We start from the raw sequence: 21,967 nt of genomic DNA on the forward strand, positions 1-21,967 counted from the left end.
CGAACCGGCGCGTCGGTCAGTGCTCTCCGGGACGGCGATGAAGCTCCGCCGCCCCACGCTTGGTCTGGAGGTCCGACGCCGCCGGGCCCCCAGGGGGAAGATCAGTAGGTGTAGCGGACCCCGAAGATGAACTCGCGGCCGGTGTGGTGATAGAACGACACCAGGTTCTGGGCGCCGTTGTACTGGTCCTGGAACTCGTCGGTCAGGTTGACGCCCTCGGCCGTGAACTTCAGGTGGTCGTTCAGGGTGTAGGAGAGCGAGGCGTCGACGTTCAGCGTCTCGTTCGTGCCGTCATAGGCCGTGCCGGTCTCCTGGCCGGGCACCTTGGTCAGGTAGCCGGCGCGATAGGCGGCCGAGACGCGGGCGCTGAACTTGGTGTCCTCATAATAGAGCGTCGCATTGTAGGACTTCCGCGACAGGCCGGTCAGGTCATTGGTCGCGACCACCGCCCCGGCCGAGTTGAGGTACTGGATCGACGAGTCGACGTGGGTGTAGTTCAGCAGCACCCCGGTGTTGGCCAGCAGGCCCGGCAGGAACTTGAAGGGCTGCTGGAAGCTGATCTCGTAGCCGGTCAGCTTGCCGCCGGGCGTGTTGACCGGGGTCGAGAAGGTCCAGTTCGCCGACGGGCTGCAGCCCGAGGTCGATCCGCAGGCCGCCACCGCGACGCTGTCGGGAATGCCGAACGGGTTGCCGGTGAAGGTGGTGTTGGTCGAGAGCGTCTGGACGAAGCTCTCCACGTCCTTCTTGAAGAAGGCGACGCTGAGCAGGGCTTCCGGCTGGTAGTACCACTCGAAGGACAGGTCGTAGGCCTTGGCCCGGAACGGATCCAGGTTGGGGTTGCCGGCCGTCACCGAACGGGTCGCGCCGGAGACGCTGACCGTCGCGCCGGGCGTCAGGCTGCCCAGGTCGGGACGGGACATAGTCTTGGCCGCCGCGAAGCGGACCAGGAAGTTGTCCTTGGGCTCCAGCACCAGGTTCAACGACGGCAGGGTGTCGTCATAGGTGCGCTCGACGCTCACCGCCACCGGCGAGCCGGACAGGAAGGTGTAGCCGTTGGAGGTCTGCTGGGTCTTCACATAGCGGACGCCGACATTGCCGCGCAGCGGCATGCCGAGCACCTCGGTCTTGAAGTCGCCTTCGACGTACCAGCCCTTGTCCTCTTCGCCCACGCCGCGGTTGTTGCCGAGCGCCGGCTCCTTGCCGAGCTTCCAGGCGCCGCCATAGGCGGTCTGGTCATAGAGCGACAGCAGGCTCGTGGCCGTCGCCAGGCTCGGCACCAGCCACGCGCTGGCGTTGCCCGAGGGCATGCTGAGGCCGTCGGAGTTGAACTGCAGGATCTGCGAGTAGCTGGAGATCGGAATGGCCGCCACCGCCGCCGGGATCACGGTTTCCTGGTTGGTGGTGGTCCCGTTCGACCGCCGCATCTCGGTGGTGACGAAGTCGTACTTCTTCCAGTTCAGACCGCCCTTCAGGGTGATGGCGTCCGTCAGGTTGTACTCAATGTCGCCCTGCACCGTGTCATAGGTGTTGTCGGCGGTCTGCGGCCGCAGGCGGACCTGGGTCAGGACCCAGGCCGAGGGGTCGGTCAGCTTGGCGGTGCCATAGGTGATCAGCGGCACCCGGCCCTTGGTGTAGTCGTAGCTGTAGCCGTCGACATTGTACTGGTCGAAGGTCAGGGTCGTCTGGATCGGGTTGTCGTGTTCCGACTTCGAATGGCCGGCGATGGCGTGAACCCGCAGCTTGTCGCTGAATTCGTGAGTGAAGTTCAGCGAGTACTGGGTGAACTTGGTCTCCAGCTGGTCGAAGCGGTCCTCGACCCGCAGGTCCACGTCGTTGAACGTGCCGGCGACCATCACGTTCTGCGAATTGATGGTCGAGCTCAGCACATTGGTGTCGGCGATGCCGCAGCCGGCGTTGACGTTCGCGGCGGTGCAGGCGCCCCCGACCGAGAAGGACGGCGCCTCGAGATACTGCTCCTCGCGGGTGCCCTTCAGGTCGGCATAGAGGACGTCGAAGCTGACCTCGGTCTGGTCGGTCGGCTTCCACTGCAGGTCCAGGGTGGCGCCCAGGCGCTCCTGCTCCTCGGTGTACTTGTCGAAGCGCGGGAAGCGCGGGTGCAGGGCGGCGTTATTGGCCGCCGCCGCCGGATTGACCGTCGCGGGCAGGCCGGCGCCGTTCGGCAGGGCGTCGAAGCCCGGCGAGAACGAGGTGCCCGGCGCCCAGCGCACGGTCGAGGTGCCGACGTCCAGCAGGCTGCGCTTGGTGTAGGCCACCGACAGCAGGGCGCCGAACTTGCCGTCGTCCCAGGTGTTGGCGATCATCGCCGCCGCGCGGGGCTTGGTCTCGCCCGACAGGTCGTTGTGGCTGCCCTGGGCCGAGGCGACGAAGGTGAACTTGCCGTAGTCCAGCGGGCGGGCCGTCCTCAGGTCGACAGTCGCGCCCAGCGAGCCCTCCTCGGTCTCGGCCGAGGCGGTCTTCTGCACGGTGATCGAGTTGAACAGGTCCGAGGCGAAGATGTTGAAGTCGAAGCTGCGGCCCCGGTTGGTGCCGCCCGACGAGTCGGTGCCCCCCGTGGTGGTCAGGGCTTCCATGCCGTTGATGCGCACGCGGGTGAACTGCGGACCCAGGCCGCGCACCGAGATCTGACGCCCCTCCCCGCCGTCACGGGCGATGGCCACGCCGGAGATGCGCTGGATGGATTCCGACAGGTTCAGGTCGGGGAACTTGCCGATGTCCTCGGCCAGGATGGTGTCGGCGGCGACGGCGGAGTCGCGCTTCAGCACCAGGGCCTGCTGCAGGCTGCCACGGAAGCCGGTGACGACGATCTCCTCGACTTCAGCCGGAGCCTTGTCCTCCGCGAAGGCGGGGGCGGCGACGGCGAGACCGAGGACCGCCAGAGACGCGCCGGCGAACAGCGCGCGAGTTTTCGTAGACCGAATACGGACCATCTGTCCCTCCCTTGCGAGCCCGCCTGCGGAGTGAAGCCGTCAGACTGTACGCGACCGTTTCGGCGCGCACTCGCGTTTCCCCTATGACACCGGTGTCATTGCTCAACGGAGATCGTTGACACCGGTATCAACAACTAAGTGACACGGTTCCGACACGATCGCAAGATCGGTCGCCGCAACTCTGGGCGCCGATCGCTCGGTTTGATGTCAACTGTTGCGAATTTACGGCCCCAGAGGGGTCGTCCCCTCCTCGGGGGTTGCGGCGTCCATCCGGACCGGCCGGCTGAGCTGTCCGAGCCCCAGGGCCAGGGACAGCTTGGCGTCCCAGCCATAGGCGTCGTCGAGGAACACGGGCTGCCCGGCCTCGTCGATGGTCACGCTGTGATAGAGCAGCCGCACCGGGATCGGCGCCGCCAGGGCCACCCGCCGGGTGGCGCCCGACGCCAGGTCGGCCTCGAACTCGGGCTGCACGCCGGAGCGCTGCGACAGGTGTCGGGCGAAGTCGACGGCGTTCTCGACCCGCACGCAGCCATGGCTCTTGTGCCGCTGGAAGGTCGCGAACAACGACTTCTCCGGCGTGTCGTGCAGATAGATGGCGTAGGGGTTCTGCATGTTGAACTTGACCTGGCCGAGGGCGGACCGCGGCCCGGGCCGTTGCACCACCCGACCGCCGGACAGGAACATGTTGGCCCGGCGCAGATAGGCCAGGCCGCGCGGCAGGATCTCGCGCGCCGCGATCGAGGGCGGCACGTTCCACGGCGGATTGACCACCATGTCTCCGAACGCCCCGCCAAGGTTCGGCGTGGGCCGGCCCGGACTGCCGCAGACCGCCCGTCCGGCCCAGTCCACCGCGCCCTGGTCGTAATAGGAGAACACCGCCGCGCAGGTGTTGACGTCGATCCGGGTGTCCGGGACCTCCCGCTTCAACCAACGCCGACGCTCGAGATTGAGCACCAGCTTGCGGGCGCGATCGCCGGGATCGATGTTGAGCGCATTGACCGTCAGGGCGTCCAGCACGCCGGTCGCGGGCAGGCCGCTGGCCGTCTGCACCCGCTTCAGCCCGTCCACGATGGCCGGGGTCATGGTGACCTCCTGGCCGGCCGGACCTTGCAGGAACCCGCGGTCGATCAGCTTCTGGGCGATGCGGGGCACGCGGGCGTCATAGGCCCCCAGCCCGATCTCGGGGCCTGGCCCCACGGGCGGCCGCAGCGGCAGAGCGGCCTCGTCGCGCGCCCGGACATAGGCGGCGGACAGGGCCATATATTCCGGATCACGCGGGGCCAGCGCCTCCAGCCAGCTCGCCACCTCGCCGCGGCTCAGGGCCCGGTCGAGGCCGCCCACCACGTCGATGGTGTTGCGCTCCAGGGTGTAGATGCCGTGCAGGCTGGCCGGATCGACAATGCCCCGCGACAGGGCCTCGCCATAGGCGAGCGCCGTCAGGGTCAGGGCCGCCTCGCGGCTGGCGGGGTCGCCATAGCCGCCCTTGGGCGCGCGGAAGGCCTCGGCGTCCAGGCCGTGCCGCATCGCCCCGTCCAGGGCCATGTTGAGGGCGAAGGCCTGGTCCTCGGTCCAGGCGGCGCTCCAGCCGCGGCGGGAATAGAACCGCCGCACCCGGGCGTCGGTCGCCGCCTGCTTCAGGACGAAGGGATCGACTGGCGGCGGCGGGCGCAGCGGGCCCTGGGCCGCCATGGCCACAGGGGTCGCGACGGCGAGGCCCAGGGCCCAGCCGTTGAACTGCCGACGGGTCGCGCGGCCCTTGCGCCCAGACGGCGGGGCCGCCTGTCCGCGCCGCTTGTCCCTGCCCCCCGAAGCCATGCGTCCCCCACTCTGAGAGACCACCTTGGAGGATGGTTAAGACGGCGGCTAGCCCACTCGCGTGACAGGGGCGCCTGTTGTGGGTTCAGCCGGTCGAGCGAAGCGCCGCGGCGATCCCGCTGACCGTGAGGTGCAGGCCCAGTCTCACCCGCGGGTCGTCGTCTCCGCGGCGGCGGCGGGACAGGAGTTCGATCTGCAGCCGGTTCAGCGGATCCACCCGTCCGCGGCCCAGGTCCACGGCGTCGGCCACCTCCGGCTGAGTCTCCAGCAGGGCGGTGGAATTGCGCGCCGCCATGACCAGTTCGCAGGCCAGGTCCCATTCGCGGCGGATCGCGTCGAAGATCCGCCCGCGCGCCTCGGCCTCGGGGAACAGGGCGGCGTATTGCGCGGCCAGGCCCATGTCGCTCTGGGCCAGAGCCAGCTCCATGTTGGACAGCACCGTGGCGAAGAAGTCCGAGCCTTGCGCCATCTCGCGCAGGGTCTGGGCCGACAGCCCCGCGGCCCGCACCCCGGAGGCGAAGCCGTACCAGGCCGGCAGCATGAACCGGGCCTGGGACCAGGAGAACACCCACGGAATGGCGCGCAGGTCGGCGATCCGCCGGCTCGATCCCCGCGAGGGCGGCCGCGAGCCGATCTTCAGGTCGGCGATCTCGGCGATCGGCGTGGCGGTCCAGAAGAAGGCCTCGAAGGCGTCGTCGTCATAGACCAGCGCCCGATAGGCGGCGAAGGCCCCTGCCCCCAGCCGGTCCATCTCGGCCCCGAAGCGGCTGTCGTCGGCTTCGGCGGCGCCGCGGTCCTTGCCGCTGGCCAGCAGGGCGGCGGCCACCAGCCCCTCCAGATTGCGCCGCGCCGTGGGCTCGTCGCCATAGCGCCGCGTGATCATCTCGCCCTGTTCGGTCAGCCTCAGCCTGGACCGCACCGTGCCCCGCGGCTGGGCCAGCACCGCCTGACCGGTGGGACCGCCGCCGCGCCCGACGCTGCCGCCCCGGCCGTGGAAAAGGCGCAGCTCGACGCCCGCCGCCTCGCAGACCTGGGCCAGGATCTGGGCCGCGTCGGTCACCGCCCGGCGCGAGGTGAAATAGCCGCCGTCCTTGTTGGAGTCGGAATACCCCAGCATGACCTCCTGCCGGGCGGGCTCCCCCAGCAGGGACCGCGCCTGGGGCATGGCCAGCCAGGCGGTGATCACCGCCGGCGCGCGCTCCAGGTCGCCGATGGTCTCGAACAGCGGCGTCACCGCCAGGTTCGAGGTCGGCTTCATGCCCCCGAACGCGATGCCCGCCTGCTTGAACAGCACATAGGGCTCCAGGATGTCGGACACCGAGTCCGACTTCGAGATGATGTAGGAGGCCAGAGCCCGCGGTCCGTAGACCTTCAGGGCCTCGGCGGCGGCGTCAAAGATCGCCAGCTCCTTCTGGGTCTCCGCCGAATATTCGACGAAGGGCGAGCGCAGCGGCCGGTCATTGGCCAGCTCCCCCAGCAGCACCTCGATCTTGGTGTCCTCGTCGAGGTCGCGATAGTCCGGCCCCGGCGCCGCGCGGCCATAGAGCTCGGCCAGCACCCGCTCATGCACGTCGGCGTTCTGGCGCAGGTCGATGGACAAGAGGTGAAATCCGCAGCCCCGCGCCACCGCGGTCAGCGAACTCAGCCGCGAGCCCACCAGCCGCCGCCCGCCATGGGCCTCCAGCGAGGCGGCGATCACCTCCAGGTCGGCCACGAAGGCGTCCGGCCCCGGATAGGGCTCGGCGACCACGCCGCGGTTGGTGGCGCCCAGCTTGTCCATGGTCGCCGACAGCCGCTGCTCCATGCCGACCAGGGCGCGGCGATAGGGCTCGTCCATCCGGTGCGGACTGTCGTCCCCGGACGCGTCGCTCAGGGCCTGCAGCTCGGGCGAGACCTCGGCCAGCTCCGAGGCGATGGACAGGTCCTCGCGCAGCCGCCGGACCTCGCCCAGATAGAAGCCGAAGATCAGCCGCGACTGAAGGGTCAGGGCCTCCTTCAGGGTCGCCGCATTGACCCCCGGATGGCCGTCCCGATCCCCGCCCAGCCACGAGCCCAGCTGCAGCACCTGCCCGAAATCCGCCGCCCCCGGGAACTGCCGCTCCCAGGTCTCATAGAGCTCGGCGAGCGCCGGCAGCATGGCCCGCGAGACGATGGCGAGCGTATTGCGGATCTCGTCGGACACCGCGATCCGTTCGGGCCGGGTCAGGCGGGTGCGCCAGAGCAGGGCCAGCTCGCGGAACAGGTCCTCCCTCAGGCGGGCGTCCACATCGGCCGGCAGGGCGTGGCGACGGAAGCCGAGTAGCCGGGCGATCTCGAACTCCCGCTCCACCACGCTGCGGCGGCGCACCTCGGTCGGGTGGGCCGTGAGCACCGGCGAGACCCGCAGGTCCTTGAGCAGATGGTCGATCTCGCCGCGGTCCAGCCCCTTATAGGTCAGGGCGTCGACGGCGGCGGCGAGCGTCGCGATCCGCGCCTCGTCGGCCGCGGCGCCGATCTCCACGGGCGCGCGCAGGCCCGCCACGTCCTCGGCGATATTGGCGATCTGGGCCTGGCAGGCGAAACCGCGGGCCAGGAACACCGCCTGGTCCGGCGTCAGCGCGCCGAACAGCTTCGACAGGGTCTCCCCGTCCCCGGCGCGACGCGCCGCCTCCAGCAGGCCGGCGGCCTCTTCGCCGTCGAGATAGTCGATGACCTCGGCCAGCAGGCCTTCGAGCAGCCGCAGGTTCTTGCGAACCTGGCTGGAGCGCTCCCGCGTGGCGTCGGTGTTCAAGGCTCGCCTCCCTGCGAATTCCTAAGCCGCCGCGTCCCGCAGGGCGCGCAGCCGCGCCCAGGCCGGCGCGAGCGAAAGGGCCTGATCGTACTTGCCCCGCGCCGCCTGCCGATGACCCTGGCGGGCCAGGGCCTCGCCCCAGCCTTCAAGCGGGTCGGCCCAGTTGGGCGCGGCCTTGTGCGCGGCGCGGTAGGCGACGATCGCGCCCGTCAAGTCGCCCCGCGCGGCGAGCATGCGTCCACGCTCCTCATAGGCGAAGGGCAGGTCCGGCGCCTGGCGGATCGCCAGGTCGAACCACCGCTCCGCCTCCGGCCAATTTTGGGTCAGGGCGGCGATCTGACCCCGCACCCGGACGCAGAGATAGCAGTCGAGGGGTGTCGTCGCGATCAAGGCCTGAGCGGCGGCGAGGTTCCCGGCCCGCGCCTCGGCCAACGCCAGTTGGGGCCGGTAGTAGGAGCCGAGCTTCACCTCGGCCACGCCCCTCCAGCTCGGCGGGGTCTGAGCCATGCGAAGTTCCACCGCCGTGATCGCCTCGCGGGCGGCTTGCGCCGCTGCGGCCCTATCTTCCCGGCAGACCGCCCCCCGCCAGCGGCTCGTCGCCAACTCCTCGGCGCTCAGCTGATCACCGATCTGGCCCAGGGCGGCCGCCCGGTCGAGCCCCGCGCAGTCATGCTCGCCCGCAAGGGCTTCGATCCGATCGAGCGTCGTCGCGGAATAGGGATCGGGATTGTTCGGGACCTGAAGATCGATGTCGCGCAGCAAACCCGGATAGTCCCCTGTCAGCTTGTCGATCCGAATGCGCGCCATCCTTTGGATGTAGGGGATGGATTGCCTGTGGTAGCGAAGCTGGTCGCCGACCTTCACGCGCAGCACGTGGCGCCCATAGGCCACCGCATCGGCGTCATGGCCCAGTTGCTGACTTGCGCTGGCGAACTCGTGCCAGCCCGACCAGAGTTGAGGTGCGATGCGCGTCACCTCGCGCGCCTTCGCTAGGGCGCGGCGACGATCGCCGTCGGAATTGGCTGACAAGGACAGCGCCGAGGCGAGGTTGATGGGGTCCATGGCCTGGGCGACATTGACGTCGGCGGCCGCCAGGGCCTCGTCGTTGCGGTCCTCGGCGCGAAGATAGATCACCCAGTTCACCGGGTCGAAATGGGCGAAGGTCTGTTCCGCCGCCCGCTGAAGGAGCGCGTCGAGGTCCTTCCGATCGCCTTCGACCGAGATCGGCGGTGAACCGCTCAAATGGGTCTCGATCCGGATTCGCCCCCCCTCTTCCTCGGTGACCTCGCCCTCGAGCCGGCGCGCGTGGCCGAGGTGGCGGTGCAGATAGCGGTCGATCTCGTCCAGGGAGACGCCCGTCTCGGGCACCTCGACCTTCAGGGCCTCGCCTTCGCCAGACCTCACATCGTCGGAGACGGTGACGGAATGCGCGTTCGCCGTCTGGCGGATCGCCCCGATGCGGGCACGCATCTGTTCGGCCAAGGATGGGCCGGTCACCCCGGATTCGGCGAACCCTGGCGGCGCGGAGAAGCTCTCGACCACCAGACCGTAGTCGCCCATGCGTCGCGCACCGCCAATCCGACCATCACCACAACCGCAAGAACGGCGGCCAGGCTGATCCCCTGCAGCGCCAGGCGGGCGGCCTCGCCGATCGTGCGCAGTCTCAGCTGCTGGAGCTGCGAGTGGAGATGATGCTTCTGGGCTTCGATCAATTCCCGCTGAGCGCGGAAGAAATCCGCGACCGGTTGGCTGAGCGATGGATCGGCCCGCGCCGCGTCCAATCCCGCCGCGATGGCGGTCGCAGCGGTGTCGACCGCGGGCTCGCCCTCTTCGGGCCTCTCAGCCTCCCCGTTTTCCGCCATGGTCATCCCCGCTCGGTCCGGCTGGTCCAGGCGGCCAGCATCGCATCCCGAAGCCGCCAAGCCTCAGCGGGCGAGCCAGCCACCGTCAACCGGTAAAAGGGTCCCGTGGACATAGTCCGACGCCGCCGAGGCCAGGAACACCGCCGCCCCGCCGAGATCGGTCGGCGAGCCCCAGCGCCCGGCGGGAATGCGCGCCAGGATGTCCCGGCTACGCCCCTCGTCGGCCCGCAGGGCCTCGGTGTTGTTGGTCTCGAAATAGCCCGGCGCGATCGCGTTCACATTGATCCCCTTCGCCGCCCACTCATTGGCCAGCAGCTTGGTGACCCCGGCAAGCCCGCTCTTGCTCGCCGTATAGGACGCCACCCGGATGCCGCCCTGATAGGACAGCATCGAGGCGACATTGATGATCTTTCCGCCACGCCCCTGGGCGACCATCTGACGGCCGACGGCCTGGGTCAGGAAGAAGGTCGTCTTCAGATTGACGTCCATCACCGCGTCCCAGTCGTCCTCGGTGAAGTCCAACGCGTCATTGCGGCGGATGATCCCGGCGTTGTTGACCAGGATGTCGATCCCGCCGAACGCGGCCAGCGTCTCGGCGACCACCCGACCGATCGGCTCCATCGACGACAGGTCCGCCGAGATCGACAGGAACCGCCGCCCCAGGGCCTCGACCGCCTTCTGGGTGTCGGCCGGCGGGGTGCGCCCCACCGCGGCGATGTCCGCGCCCGCCGCGGCCAGGGCCTCGGCTATGCCCTGCCCCAGGCCCGTATTGGCCCCGGTGACGATGGCGGTCTTGCCTGAAAGATCGAACAGTTTCATCGGCCTACTTCAGCTGGCAGATGTCGAGGACGGCCATGTCGGTGTAGTCGAGGTTCTCCCCGCCCATGGCCCAGATGAAGCCGTAGTTCGAGGTGCCCGCGCCCATGTGGATCGACCAGGGCGGCGAGATCACCGCCTCATTGTTCGACATCACGATATGCCGCATGGCGTCCGGCTCGCCCATGAAGTGGAAGACCTTATTGTCGCCGGCCAGATCGAAGTAGAAATAGATCTCCGAGCGCCGGTCGTGCAGGTGCGGCGGCATGGTGTTCCACACGCTGCCGGGCTTCAGGAAGGTCACGCCGAGCAGCAGCTGGGCCGACTCGCACACGCCCGGGATGATGTACTGATAGATGGTCCGCTCGTTGGAGGTCGCCGCCTCGCCGCGCTCCAGCGGATTGGCCTCGCTGATGGCGATCTTCTTGATCGGGCAGACCTTATGGGCGGGCGTCGAGGCCAGGTAGAACTTGGCCGGGTTGGCGGCGTCGGCGCTCTCGAACACCACGTCCTTGGAGCCCATCGGCACATAGAGGCCGTCGCGCGGCGCCATGTCGAAGGCCTGGCCGTCGACGGTGATCTTGCCCGGCCCGCCGACGTTCACCACGCCCAGTTCGCGGCGCTCCAAGAGCGGACGGCCCTTGGCGCTTTCCGGCTCGGTCTGGACCGGCAGCGGCAGGGGCGCGCCGGCCGGCTGGGCGCCGCCGATGATGAAGCGCTCATTGTGGCTGTAGTTCAGGGCCACCTCGCCGGCGACGAACAGGTCCGGGACCAGATAGCGGTCGCGCAGGTCGTCATTGTCGGCGCCCCACATCATGTCCGGGTGGGTGGCGTGATAGGTTTTCTTGAACATGATCGGTCCCTTGGTCGGAGGTCTTCAGGCGCTCAGCGCCAGGTTCGGGCGGGCGCGGTCCAGCTTGTAGGCGCGCTTGGGGATGCCATAGGTGAGGTCGACGGCCAGCTCGGCGGCCTCGTCCTCGCCCAGGCGGTGCTCGGCCACCAGCCGGGCCAGGAAGGCGCAATCGACCCGGCGGGCCACGTCATGGCGGGCCGGGATCGACAGGAAGGCGCGGGTGTCGTCGTTGAATCCGACCGTGTTGTAGAAGCCCGCCGTCTCGGTGGTCTGCTCGCGGAACCGGCGCATGCCCTCGGGGCTGTCGTGGAACCACCAGGCCGGGCCCAGCTTCAGGATCGGATAGTGCCCGGCCAGGGGCGCGAGCTCGCGGGAATAGCTGGTCTCGTCCAGGGTGAAGATGATCAGCGACAGGCCCGGCTCATTGCCGAACCGGTCCAGCAGCGGCTTCAGCGCCCGCACATATTCGGTCCCGGTCGGGATGTCCGCGCCCTTGTCGCGGCCATGGCTGGCGAACAGGCGGGCGTTGTGGTTGCGGAACGAACCCGGGTGGATCTGCATCACCAGCCCGTCGTCCAGGCTCATCCGCGCCATCTCGGTCAGCATCTGGGCCCGGAACAGCTCGGCCTGGGCCGCCGTCGCCGTCCCGCTCAGGATCACCTTGAACAGGGCCTCGGCGTCGACCGACGACAGGTCGGCGGTGGCCGCCGTCGGGTGGCCGTGGTCGGTGGAGGTCGCCCCCAGCGCCGCGAAGGCGGCGCGGCGCACCCGATGGGCGGCCAGATAGCCCTTCCAGTCATAGACGTCCTGGCCCGACAGCTCGGCGAACCGCGCCATGGCGTCGGGGAACTGCTCGTGCTCGACATCGATGACCGGGTCGGGCCGATAGGCGGTGATCACCTGCCCGCCCCAGCCGCTGGCCGCGATGGCCCGGTGATGGACGAGATCGTCCGAGGGGCTCTCGGTGGTGGCCAGGGCCTCGATGTTGAAGCGTCCGAACAGGGCCCGCGGCCGGAAGGCCTCGGTCGCCAGCTTGTCATTGATGGCGTCGAAATAGAGATCCGCCGTCGAGGCCTCCAGCGCCACCTCGAACCCGAACACCTCGGCGAACACGTGGCCCAGCCACATGGCCGACGGCGTGCCGCGAAACAGGTGCTGATGGCCGGCGAACAGCCGCCAGGCCTCGCGCGGATCGGCCTTCGACGGCCCGGCCTTGGACGGCACGCCCAGCGCCTCGAGCCCGATCCCTTGCGAATAGAGCATCCGATAGAGGTAGTGGTCGGGCGCGAGCAGCAGCTCGGTCGCATTGCCGAACGCATCATTGGTCGCGAACCACTCCGGATCGGTATGGCCGTGCGGGCTGATGATCGGCAGGGCCTTCACCTGCCCATACAGCGCACGCGCAATGGCGCGGACCGAGGGCTCGGCGGGAAACAGGCGGTCGTCGTGGAGGGTCAGCGGTCTGGGCATGGCTTCGAGGGCGTTTCCGGGCGCGAGACGAGAGCTCGACTTGGGACAATGGTAACCGGTGTCATGACCGGGAGCAACGGCGTTTGGGAGCAACCTACCCGGCCACCCCTCCCCCGTCATCCCAGGGCGTGTCCCTGGGACCCCTCCGTCGGCTTTGCTGAGGCCGGTAGGTGCCCGCGAGGGCGCCGCATCACCCTGCCGCGCAGGGGCGCGTCGACAGGGGGCCCAGGGACAAGCCCTGGGATGACGGGCGTGGGCGTGGCGCCTACCCCGCCTTCGCCGTCGATTCCCGCCGATCAGTTCGGGGGCAAACTCGCGGCGTTTGCCCGCCGCTTGAGACGGCGTTCATTGCACCAACCACCGAGTAGTCCGACCGCAACCCAGGCTAGGGCCAAATTGGTCCAGAATGGGTCCATCCGCCAAGCCAGGCCAGACAACAACAAGCCGGCTGCGAAAAGCAGCGACAGCCTAAGGACGCGCTGGAGATGTCTCAAGCCTAGCCTCCGCAGGCTCACCGTGTACCAGGACGCACAACTATAGCGTGACCGGCTCCAACCGTCACCTACCCCGCCTTCGCCGTCGACTCCCGCACGATCAGCTCCGGCTGCACCTCGTGGGCGTCGGCCTGGACCTCGCGTAGGGGGTCGGGGACCAGCATCTCGCCGGCCATGCGGCCCATGTCGCGCAGGGGCAGCCGCACCGAGGTCAGGGCCGGCCACAGCCGGGCGGCGATCGGCGCATCGTCGAAGCCGACGATGGAGACGTCCTTCGGGATGCTCAGCCCATGCTCGCGGGCGGCCAGATAGGCGCCGCTGGCCATCTCGTCGTTCAGGCAGAAGATCGCCGTGGGGCGGTTCTCAAGCGCGAACAGCTCGCCTGCCGCAGTGATCCCGGATTCGTAGGTATAGGCCCCCTGCTTCACCAGGGCGGGATCGAGCGCCAGGCCGCGCTCGGCCAAGCCCGCCTCGAACCCGCGACGCCGCTCGACCGAGGAGCGGAAGGTGGGCGGGCCGGAAATCAGGGCGATGCGGGTATGGCCCAGATCGGCCAGGTGGCGGGCGGCGTCGGCCGCGCCCTTGCCGTCATGGCTGACCACCATGCAGGCCGCGTCGTCCATCGGCACCGAGGCGATCCGCACATAGCGGCAGCCCAGCTCCTTCATCAGGGCGACCAGGTCCTCGTTCTCCGAGACCGGCGACGGCAGCACCACGCCATAGAGCTTCTGGCGCTCCACGAAGCCGCGCATGTCCTCGAGCAGCTTGGGGCTGGTCCGGTCCACCGGCCGCACCAAGAGTTCGAAGCCCGTGCCCTTCAGGGCGTCGAGAATGCCCAGCTGGTGGCTGACCGTGTGCTGGGGATTGGGATTGTCATAGATCAGCCCGACCAGGAACGAGCGCCGGAAAGCCAGGCCGCGGGCCTGGGGGTCGGGCGTGTAGCCGGTCTCGCGGATGATCTCGAGGACGGCCTTGCGGGTCTCTTCCTTGACGAAGGGCGAGGCGTTGATGACCCGGCTGACGGTCTTCTTCGAGACGCCGGCCATGCGGGCGACGTCATTGATCGTGTGCTTGCGCCGGCTGTCGCCCTCTTGGGCGCGCGCCCTGCGCTTCCTCTCCGGACCTTGTTCGTGCGACGCCACTGGCCGACCGTCCTTATATTTTGAGGGGCCGTACATAGCCTGCACGGCGCCCTTGCGCCAAGCTGACCCTTGCGGACCGCATGACACCGGTATCATAACCACGCCATGAGCTCAGACGCCCTGATTTTACACATCGACCCGCGCGATGATGTCGCGACCGCCCTCGTCGCCCTGGCCCCGGGCGATTCGGCGGGCGGCGTCGCAGTGCGCCAGGAGGTGCCCGCGGGCCACAAGCTGGCGGTGCGCGCGGTAGCGCGGGGCGAGCCGGTGCTGAAATACGGCTGGCCGATCGGGCGGGCGACCGCCGACATCGCACCCGGCGACCACGTCCACAGCCACAATCTGGCGACGGCCCTCTCCGGCCTGGAGGACTACGCCTATGCCCCCGCCGCGCCGGAGCCCCTGGCCGGATCGGACGCGACCTTCGACGGCTATCGCCGCGCCGACGGCCGGGTGGGCACCCGCAACGAGATCTGGATCCTCTGCACTGTGGGCTGCGTCGCCCGCACCGCCCAGCGCATCGCCGCCGAGGCGAACCAGCGCTTCGCCGGCCGGGTCGATGGCGTGATCGCGCTCACTCACCCCTTCGGCTGCTCCCAGCTGGGCGACGACCTGTCGGCCACCCGCGGCATGCTGGCCCGCCTCGCCGGCCATCCCAACGCCGGCGGGGTGCTGATCGTCGGCCTGGGCTGCGAGAGCAACCAGCTCGGCCCCCTGCTGGAAAGCCTGGAGGGCGTGCCGCCCGAGCGCCTGCGCGCCTTCTCCGCCCAGCTGTCCGAGGACGAGATCGAGGAGGGCCTGGCCGCCGTCGAGGCCCTGGTCGAGATCGCCGAGCGTGACCGCCGTGAGCCCTGCCCCGTTTCCGACCTGGTCATCGGCCTGAAGTGCGGCGGCTCCGACGGCTTCTCCGGCCTGACCGCCAACCCCCTGGTCGGCCGCATCGCCGACACCGTCACCGGCGCCGGAGGAACCGCGATCCTGACCGAGATCCCCGAGATCTTCGGGGCCGAGCGCCTGCTGATGGCCCGCGCCGCCGACCGCGCGGTGTTCGACGGCGTCGTGAATGTGGTCGACGGCTTCAAGGGCTATTTCCTCAGCCACGGCGAACCGATCAGCGAGAACCCCTCCCCCGGCAATATCGCCGGCGGCGTCACCACCCTGGAGGAGAAGTCCCTGGGCGCGGTGCAGAAGGCCGGCCGCGGCCCGGTGACCGAGGTGCTGCGCTATGGCGAGCGCGCCCACCGGCCGGGCGTCGTCCTGCTGGAGGCGCCCGGCAATGACGCGGTGTCCTCCACGGCGCTCACGGCGGCCGGGGCGACGGTGATCCTGTTCACCACCGGCCGCGGCACCCCGCTCGGCTTCCCCGCCCCCACCCTCAAGATCGCCACCAATTCCAGCCTCGCCCAGCGCAAGCCCCGCTGGATAGACTTCGACGCCGGAACCATCGCCACGGGACAATCCATGGATCTTGCCGCCGAGGCCCTGATGCGCACGGTCATCGCCACCGCCTCCGGCCGCCCGACCCGGGCCGAGGAGAACGGCGAGCGCGAGATCGCCATCTGGAAGCGAGGCGTGACCCTATGAGCCATCCCCGTCTGTCCGACCGGACCCTGGCCCAGGCGGCCCCCGCCGTCCTGCGCCCGGCCTATGACCGCGCCGCGGTCCGCGTCGGCGTCGTCCACTTCGGCCCCGGCGCCTTCCACCGCGCCCACCAGGCCTTCTATTTCGACCGCATGCTGGCCCATTCGCCCGCCTGGGGCGTCGCCGCCGTCTCCCTGCGCAGCCCCGATCTCGCTGAGGCCCTGGGGCCGCAGGACGGGCTCTATGTCCTGGCCGAACGCGAGGCCGATCCCACCTATCGGATCATCGGCTCACTGATCGAAGTGCTGACCGCGCCGCGCACGCCGGAGGCGGTGTTCGCTCATCTCGCCTCCCCCGATGTCCGCGTCGTCACCTCGACCGTCACCGAAAAGGGCTATTGCCTGACCCCGGCCGGCGACCTCGACCTCGCCCATCCCGACATCGTCCACGACCTCAGCCGCCCGGCGGTCCCGAAGAGTTTCCCCGGCTGGCTGGTCGAAGGATTGCGGCGCCGCTGGTCGGCGGGCGTCCCGGCCTTCGTCTCCATCCCGTGCGACAATCTCTCAGACAATGGCGGCCGGCTCGCCCGCGCCGTGGTGCAACTCGCCCGGGCCCAGGACGCCCCGGAGTTCGCCGCCTGGATCGAGCATCACGCGGTCTTCGCCTCGACCATGGTGGATTCCATCACGCCCGCCACCGACGACGCCCTGCGCGCCCAGGTCGAGGCGGCCGTCGGGCTCACCGACGCCTGGCCGGTGCAGCGGGAAGGCTTCGTCCAGTGGGTGATCGAGGACAAGCTCGGCGGCCTCGCCCTGGACTTCGCCGCCGCCGGCGCGATCCTGACCTCGGATGTCGCGGCCTTCGAGCGCGCCAAGCTGCGCCTGCTCAACGGCGCCCATTCGACGCTGGCCTATGTCGGCCTGCTGAAGGGCCATGAGACGGTCGCCCAGGCCATGGCCGATCCCGAGCTGTCGGACTTCGTCGAGCGGATGATGGCCGAGGACATCGCCCCCCTGCTCCCTCCCGCGCCGGGCCTGGATACGAGCGCCTATATCGCCGCGATCCTGACCCGCTTCCGCAATCCGGCCATCGCCCACAAGCTCAGCCAGATCGCCTGGGACGGCTCGCAGAAGCTGCCCTTCCGCATCCTGGAGACCACCGCCGAGGCGCTCTCCGCCGGCCGATCCGTCCAGCGCCTGGCTGCGCCGGTCGCCGCCTGGATGCGCTTCCTCGAACGCCGCGCCGCCGAAGGCGTCGAGATCGTAGACCCCCTCGCCGCGACGCTGAAGGACCTCAGGGGCGTCGAGGCGTTCCTGGCCCTGGAGCAGGTGTTCCCGGCCGAGCTCGCGGCCAACGCCACCTGGCGCGCGGCGGTCGAGGCGGCGTACAGCCAGTTCGCCTGACCCCCTCCCTCCCCTTCATGGGGAGGGCCATCGCATATGAGATTCGCCAAGTTGCTCCCCCGCTGGGGGAGCTGGCGCGAAGCGCCTGAGGGGGACTTTGACTCTCTCAGCCGAGCTTCAACCGCTCAAGGAAGACCATCAAAGTCCCCCTCAGCCACCCATTCGGGTGGCAGCTCCCCCAGCGGGGGAGCAACTGAGCGGAGCCGACCTTGGGCGTTGTTCATAGGCGATAGCCCGCCCCACAAAGGGGAGGGAGTTCGCCCCTCACGTCCCCTTCGAATGCGCCCCGTTGTCCAGCAGCTCGGGCCGCTTGGGCGTCATGTCGAACAGGTTCCAGTCGTCCGGATTAAACGCCCGGAAAGTCTCCTTCTGGTGCGGATAGCCGTGGAGGTCGTCCTGGGAGTTGATGATGGTCCCGCGGCCCTCGGCGACATCGGCCAGCAGCCGGACATCGTCATAGTCGCGATCCCACGGCCGGGCGCCGGCGTTGTGCAGCACCCACTTCTGGACATCGACCGCCGGCATGGGGGTGAAGCCCTGCGGCCAGATCGGCGCGGTCTTGGGCTCGATGATCCTGGCGGCCGAGGTCGTGTAGCGGCCGATCTGCGGCAGGGGGCGGCCGATGCGGTCCACGGCGATGTTGTCGCGGCCGTAATATTCCACGTCGCCATAGCCGCCGAGCTCAAAGAAGGCGAGCTGGTCCGGCGTCGAGATCCCGGCCCGCAGCACATTGCCGACCACCGACAGCTGGCCCGTCTGATAGGGGTGATCGCCCCATTCCTCGGCTTGCAGGTTGTAGTGCACCGCCCGCTGGCCCGGATCGAAGATCAGGTTGTTGGCCATGACCGCCCGGTCGCCGCCCTTGAACAGGGCGCTGCGCTCATAGTTGTGGGCGTAGAGATTGCCGACGATCAGCAGGTCGGTGACGTTGTCGTGGATCAGCGAGCCCTTGGAATGCTCGATCTTGGCGTGGGTCGCATAGCTCAGCCCCTCGGCCACGATATTGTTCGAATAGGTGATGCGGTGCGAGGTGCCGGCGCGCCACTCGTCCGGCGTCTTGCCGGTGAAGCGCGGGCCTGACACCGACATGTTCTCGTCTGTGCCCCAGGTCAGGGTGCAGTGATCGACGATGACGTTATAGGCCGCGCCCTGGGTCGAGAGGCTGTCCTCTTCCCAGCCGCTCTTCTTGGGCTGGCCGGCGTCGCCCGGCCGGACCCGGATATGCTGGATCACCACGTCGTGGCCCGGAATGTCGATGCCGCCGCGGATCAGGGTGATTCCCGGCGAGGGCGCGGTCTGGCCGGCGATGGTGACGAAGGGCTCGGCGATGTTGATCGTCTTGCGGTCGAGATCGATCACGCCCCCCACCTCGAAGACGATGATCCGCGGGCCCTTGGCCTCGACCGCCTCACGGAAGGATCCCGGGCCCTCGGAGGCCAGCGTCGTCACCTTGATGATCCGCCCGCCCCGGCCGCCCGGCGTCGTCGCCGCCCAGCCCTGAGCCCCCGGAAAGGCCAGGGGCGCCGGCGCCGCGGCCGAAACAGGGGCCTTGCCCGCGGCCCATGCGCCGCCCGCGCCGGCGACCAGAACCATCGCCGCCGCAGCGGCCATCAAACCCGACTTAGACATGAGCCTGCCCTTCAACTCCCTGCAGCGTCCCTATGCGCCCGCCGGCCCGGTCTGGGCAAACACGGTGGCGATTGGGACTTGATTTGAAAATGACACCGGTTTCCTTTAGACACAACACAGCGCTCGCCAGAGCGTGATTTTTGGGAGGTTGTTGCGCGTGAGGGTTCCGGCTGCGGATCTGGCCGAAGAGTTTCCAGCGAACGCGCTCGCCGCGCGGTTCGTCCGTGCGCGCCTTGACGCGACCCACCTGCCCGAATTCCCGGGCGACCTGCCGCCGGACCTGGCGACCGCCTATCGGGTGCAGGACGCCGCCATCGCGCTCTGGCCCGACGAGGTCATCGGCTGGAAGGTTGGCCGCGTGCCGCCCGAGCATGAAGGCCCCCTGGGCGCCGGCCGCCTGTGCGGCCCGGTGTTCAAGCGCGCCCTGTGGTTCGTGAAGCCGGGCGACCTCACCCCCTTCCCGGTCTTCGTCGGCGGCTTCGCCGCGGTCGAGGCGGAATATGTGGTCCGGATCGGCGTCGACGCCCCGGCCGACAAGCTGAGCTGGACGGCCGACGAGGCCCGCGGCCTGATCGGCGCCCTGCATCTGGGGATGGAGCCGGCCTCCAGCCCCTTCCCGGACATCAATGTGGTCGGGCCGCTCGCCGTGGTCTCGGACTTCGGCAACAACAACGGCCTGATGGTCGGCGCGGAGATCGAGGGCTGGGACCGCCTCGCCAACGAGGACCTGCGCTGCGAGACGGTGATCGAGGGCAAGGTCATGGGCCAGGGCGGCGCCTTCGTCCTGCCGGGCGGCCCGATCGAGTCCCTGCGCTTCCTGGCCGAGAACACCGCCCGCCGCGGCAAGCCGCTCAAGGCCGGGCAATATGTCTGCACGGGCGCGGCGGCGGGAATCCATGACATCCTCGCCGGCCAGACGGGCGCGGTGCGCTTCGACGGCCTGGGCGAGATCCGCTGCGCGGCGGTTCCGGCCATGCCGGCCTAGAGACGAGACCAAATCCCGCCGCGCGGCGACGGCGGCGGGAAACAACGAGATGTCGCTGGAAGAAACCGCAAGGGGGCCAAAGGCCATGACCACCACACCTGCGCCCGCCGCTCCGGCGTTCGAAGAGACCCGCGTCGGTCGCTATCGCTGGGTGATCTGCGGCCTGCTCTTCACCGCTGTGGTCATCAACTATGTCGACCGCCAGATGCTGGGCGTGCTCAAGCCCTTCATGTCCAAGGAGCTGGGCTGGCAGGAGACCGACTACGCCGACATCGTCTTCTGGTTCCAGGCCGCCTATGCGGTCGCCTATCTCGTCTTCGGCGCCTTCGTCGACAAGGTGGGCGCCAAGGTCGGCTACGGCGTCGCCTTCGTGATCTGGCAGATCGCCCACATCGCCCATGCCGGGGCCCGCGACCTGTCGCAGTTCTTCCTGGTCCGCATGGCGCTGGGCGTCGGCGAGGCCGGCAACTTCCCGGCCGGCGTCAAGGCGGTCACCGAGTGGTTCCCCAAGAAAGAGCGCGCGCTCGCCACCGGCATCTTCAACGCCGGCTCCAATATCGGCGCGATCATCACTCCGATCATCGCCCCCATGATCATGGTAGCCTTCGGCTGGCGCGCGGCCTTCATCATCACCGGGGTGATCGGCCTGTTCTGGATCATCGCCTGGATCGCGATCTACCGCTCACCGGCCGAGCACAAGAAGGTCACCCCCGGTGAGCTCGCCTATATCCAGCAGGACCCCGCCGACCCGGCCGCCAAGATCGGCTGGCTGAGCGTCCTGCCCAAGCGCGAGACCTGGGCCTATGCGCTGGGCAAGTTCCTGATCGATCCGGTCTGGTGGATGTTGCTGTTCTGGCTGCCGGACTATTTCAAGAAGACCTTCAGCCTCGACATCGCGACCTTCGGTCTGGTCCTGGCCATCGTCTATTTCATCTCCGACCTGGGCAGCGTGTTCGGCGGCTGGATGTCCTCGGCCCTGATGCGCGCCGGCCGCAGCCTGAACTTCGCCCGCAAGGCCACCATGCTGCTCTGCGCCGTGGCCGCCCTGCCCTATCTGGTGCTGAACCAGGTGCATGACCTGTGGCTGGCCACCGCCCTGGTCGGCCTGGTCGCCGCGGCCCACCAGGCCTTCTCGGCCAATCTCTACACCCTGCCCGGCGACGTCTTCCCCCGCGCGGCGGTGGGCTCGGTGATCGGCATCGGCGGCATGCTGGGCGGGGTCGGCGGCATGATCATGGCCAAGTCCGTGGGCCAGGTGCTGCAGCACCTCGGCGGCTATGGCCCCATCTTCCTGGCCTGCGCCGGCGTCTATCTCCTGGCCCTGCTGGTGGTCCATCTCCTGACACCGCGCATGGCCCTGGCGGCGTTCAAGGAGAGCTAAAACACCGCTCATCCCGGCGAATGCCGGGACCCAGATCCTAAGGCTCGGCATCTCCGGAAAGGACGCTCCTCGGTCAAACCTGCAAGCTCCTCGCCCTGCGATCTGGGTCCCGGCCTTCGCCGGGAGGAGCGGGATGAATATGTCCGCTAAGCCGCAACGGCCCGCGCCAGCGCCCGGCCGATCTCGGCGGCGACCTCGGCGGCCTGCATCCGGATATCGGGCACGGCGGTGTTCTCCCACACCCCGCCCCGGGTGAGCGGCCCCACGGCATAGAATCCCGCCCGGGTCGCCCCGTCGCGCCCCACCGGCCGGGATCCAACATCGACCTCCAGCCCCAGGCGCAGGGCGTCGGCGCGGATCAGCCCCTGGGTCACGAGCCGCTTCAGCAGCGGGTCCTCCGTCCGCTCCAGGTCGCCCAGGAAGCCGGTGCAGTTCACCACCGCCCCCACGCTCAGCCGCCGCGTGGCCAGACCGCCGCGCGGACGCCAGACCACCTCGATGCGATCGCCCTCCGGCGTCAGGCTGACGATCTCGCCGGCCCGCACCGTCAGGTCGCGGCCGCGGATCAGGGCGGCCAGCTGGCGCGCCACGCTGGGCGCCAGGCGATGGCGGTGCACCTCCCACCAGGGTCGGACATGGCGCAGGAAGGCGGCGCGGTCGCGGGCGCTCCAGCGGGCCCACAGGCTGCGCACATGCGGGCGCAGATCATCCACCGCCTCGCGCCAGCCCTCGGCGTCCGCCTGGGCCCGGACCTGGCGCAGCACCGCCAGGGGTGAGCCGGTGGGCGCCGGCGCCGGCCGGCCGCGCCGGCACGGGGG

At 69.4% G+C, this 21,967-nt stretch carries 15 protein-coding genes; 4 read left to right on the top strand and 11 right to left on the bottom strand.

Features of this window, described 5'->3' with window-relative positions; all coding sequences use genetic code 11:
* Nucleotides 1-101: 101 nt before the first annotated feature.
* From MQH10_RS16205 to MQH10_RS16245, 9 genes are all read right to left on the bottom strand, one after another.
* A complete protein-coding gene (locus MQH10_RS16205; protein WP_242565057.1) occupies nt 102-2,948 on the bottom strand; it encodes a TonB-dependent receptor in 2,847 nt (948 codons plus the stop codon).
* A 222-nt stretch (nt 2,949-3,170) separates the two neighbouring features.
* On the bottom strand, nt 3,171-4,763 hold the full coding sequence (locus MQH10_RS16210) for a L,D-transpeptidase family protein (RefSeq protein ID WP_242565058.1): 1,593 nt from the start codon (nt 4,761-4,763) through the stop codon (nt 3,171-3,173).
* An 85-nt stretch (nt 4,764-4,848) separates the two neighbouring features.
* The gene (gene ppc, locus MQH10_RS16215; protein ID WP_242565059.1) at nt 4,849-7,533 is read right to left on the bottom strand and encodes a phosphoenolpyruvate carboxylase; all 2,685 of its coding nucleotides are present in this window, start codon (nt 7,531-7,533) and stop codon (nt 4,849-4,851) included.
* 21 nt (nt 7,534-7,554) lie between these two features.
* Nucleotides 7,555-9,093 carry a tetratricopeptide repeat protein gene (locus tag MQH10_RS16220; RefSeq protein ID WP_242565060.1) on the bottom strand — a complete coding sequence of 513 codons (1,539 nt, stop codon included), beginning with the start codon at nt 9,091-9,093 and terminating at the stop codon, nt 7,555-7,557.
* Nucleotides 9,027-9,401 carry a hypothetical protein gene (locus MQH10_RS16225; protein ID WP_242565061.1) on the bottom strand — a complete coding sequence of 125 codons (375 nt, stop codon included), beginning with the start codon at nt 9,399-9,401 and terminating at the stop codon, nt 9,027-9,029. The genes MQH10_RS16220 and MQH10_RS16225 overlap by 67 nt, the downstream gene beginning before the upstream one ends.
* A 57-nt stretch (nt 9,402-9,458) precedes the next feature.
* Nucleotides 9,459-10,214 (bottom strand): 2-dehydro-3-deoxy-D-gluconate 5-dehydrogenase KduD, encoded by a 756-nt coding sequence (gene kduD / locus MQH10_RS16230; RefSeq protein WP_242565062.1) that lies wholly within the window; start codon nt 10,212-10,214, stop codon nt 9,459-9,461.
* A 4-nt stretch (nt 10,215-10,218) separates the two neighbouring features.
* Nucleotides 10,219-11,064, bottom strand: a complete 846-nt coding sequence (gene kduI / locus MQH10_RS16235; RefSeq protein ID WP_242565063.1) for a 5-dehydro-4-deoxy-D-glucuronate isomerase — start codon at nt 11,062-11,064, stop codon at nt 10,219-10,221.
* A gap of 24 nt (nt 11,065-11,088) precedes the next feature.
* Nucleotides 11,089-12,534 (bottom strand): glucuronate isomerase, encoded by a 1,446-nt coding sequence (gene uxaC / locus MQH10_RS16240; protein ID WP_242565064.1) that lies wholly within the window; start codon nt 12,532-12,534, stop codon nt 11,089-11,091.
* Between the two features lie 562 nt (nt 12,535-13,096).
* Nucleotides 13,097-14,170: a LacI family DNA-binding transcriptional regulator gene (locus tag MQH10_RS16245; protein WP_242565065.1), complete on the bottom strand. Its 1,074-nt coding sequence runs from the start codon at nt 14,168-14,170 to the stop codon at nt 13,097-13,099.
* A gap of 105 nt (nt 14,171-14,275) precedes the next feature.
* Between MQH10_RS16245 and MQH10_RS16250 the strand changes: the two genes are divergently transcribed.
* Nucleotides 14,276-15,754 (top strand): UxaA family hydrolase, encoded by a 1,479-nt coding sequence (locus MQH10_RS16250; protein ID WP_242565066.1) that lies wholly within the window; start codon nt 14,276-14,278, stop codon nt 15,752-15,754.
* Nucleotides 15,751-17,154, top strand: coding sequence for a mannitol dehydrogenase family protein (locus MQH10_RS16255; protein WP_242565067.1), 1,404 nt, complete (start codon nt 15,751-15,753; stop codon nt 17,152-17,154). Before MQH10_RS16250 ends, MQH10_RS16255 begins: the two co-directional genes overlap by 4 nt.
* Nucleotides 17,155-17,418: 264 nt before the next feature.
* Here the strand turns inward: MQH10_RS16255 and MQH10_RS16260 are convergent, their stop codons facing one another.
* On the bottom strand, nt 17,419-18,783 hold the full coding sequence (locus MQH10_RS16260; protein ID WP_242565068.1) for a pectate lyase family protein: 1,365 nt from the start codon (nt 18,781-18,783) through the stop codon (nt 17,419-17,421).
* A gap of 157 nt (nt 18,784-18,940) precedes the next feature.
* Between MQH10_RS16260 and MQH10_RS16265 the strand changes: the two genes are divergently transcribed.
* Both MQH10_RS16265 and MQH10_RS16270 read left to right on the top strand, forming a co-directional pair.
* Complete coding sequence (locus MQH10_RS16265; protein ID WP_242565069.1) at nt 18,941-19,768, top strand: 2-keto-4-pentenoate hydratase; 828 nt, start codon at nt 18,941-18,943, stop codon at nt 19,766-19,768.
* 85 nt (nt 19,769-19,853) lie between these two features.
* Nucleotides 19,854-21,149 carry an MFS transporter gene (locus MQH10_RS16270; RefSeq protein ID WP_242565070.1) on the top strand — a complete coding sequence of 432 codons (1,296 nt, stop codon included), beginning with the start codon at nt 19,854-19,856 and terminating at the stop codon, nt 21,147-21,149.
* Between the two features lie 146 nt (nt 21,150-21,295).
* Here the strand turns inward: MQH10_RS16270 and MQH10_RS16275 are convergent.
* Nucleotides 21,296-21,967 (bottom strand): FAD/NAD(P)-binding protein (locus tag MQH10_RS16275; protein WP_419720781.1); only part of this gene is annotated, 672 nt, incomplete at its 5' end.

This window comes from Phenylobacterium aquaticum (assembly GCF_022695515.1).
GTDB lineage: Bacteria > Pseudomonadota > Alphaproteobacteria > Caulobacterales > Caulobacteraceae > Phenylobacterium > Phenylobacterium aquaticum.

Bases quoted from the DNA above. Each gene is read 5' to 3' on its own strand.
- kduI (WP_242565063.1), bottom strand. From the start codon at position 11,064: ATGTTCAAGAAAACCTATCACGCCACCCACCCGGACATGATGTGGGGC.
- uxaC (WP_242565064.1), bottom strand. From the start codon at position 12,534: ATGCCCAGACCGCTGACCCTCCACGACGACCGCCTGTTTCCCGCCGAG.
- MQH10_RS16260 (WP_242565068.1), bottom strand. From the start codon at position 18,783: ATGTCTAAGTCGGGTTTGATGGCCGCTGCGGCGGCGATGGTTCTGGTC.
- MQH10_RS16220 (WP_242565060.1), bottom strand. From the start codon at position 9,093: ATGGGCGACTACGGTCTGGTGGTCGAGAGCTTCTCCGCGCCGCCAGGG.
- MQH10_RS16205 (WP_242565057.1), bottom strand. From the start codon at position 2,948: ATGGTCCGTATTCGGTCTACGAAAACTCGCGCGCTGTTCGCCGGCGCG.
- MQH10_RS16270 (WP_242565070.1), top strand. From the start codon at position 19,854: ATGACCACCACACCTGCGCCCGCCGCTCCGGCGTTCGAAGAGACCCGC.
- MQH10_RS16250 (WP_242565066.1), top strand. From the start codon at position 14,276: ATGAGCTCAGACGCCCTGATTTTACACATCGACCCGCGCGATGATGTC.
- MQH10_RS16210 (WP_242565058.1), bottom strand. From the start codon at position 4,763: ATGGCTTCGGGGGGCAGGGACAAGCGGCGCGGACAGGCGGCCCCGCCG.
- kduD (WP_242565062.1), bottom strand. From the start codon at position 10,214: ATGAAACTGTTCGATCTTTCAGGCAAGACCGCCATCGTCACCGGGGCC.
- MQH10_RS16255 (WP_242565067.1), top strand. From the start codon at position 15,751: ATGAGCCATCCCCGTCTGTCCGACCGGACCCTGGCCCAGGCGGCCCCC.
- MQH10_RS16225 (WP_242565061.1), bottom strand. From the start codon at position 9,401: ATGACCATGGCGGAAAACGGGGAGGCTGAGAGGCCCGAAGAGGGCGAG.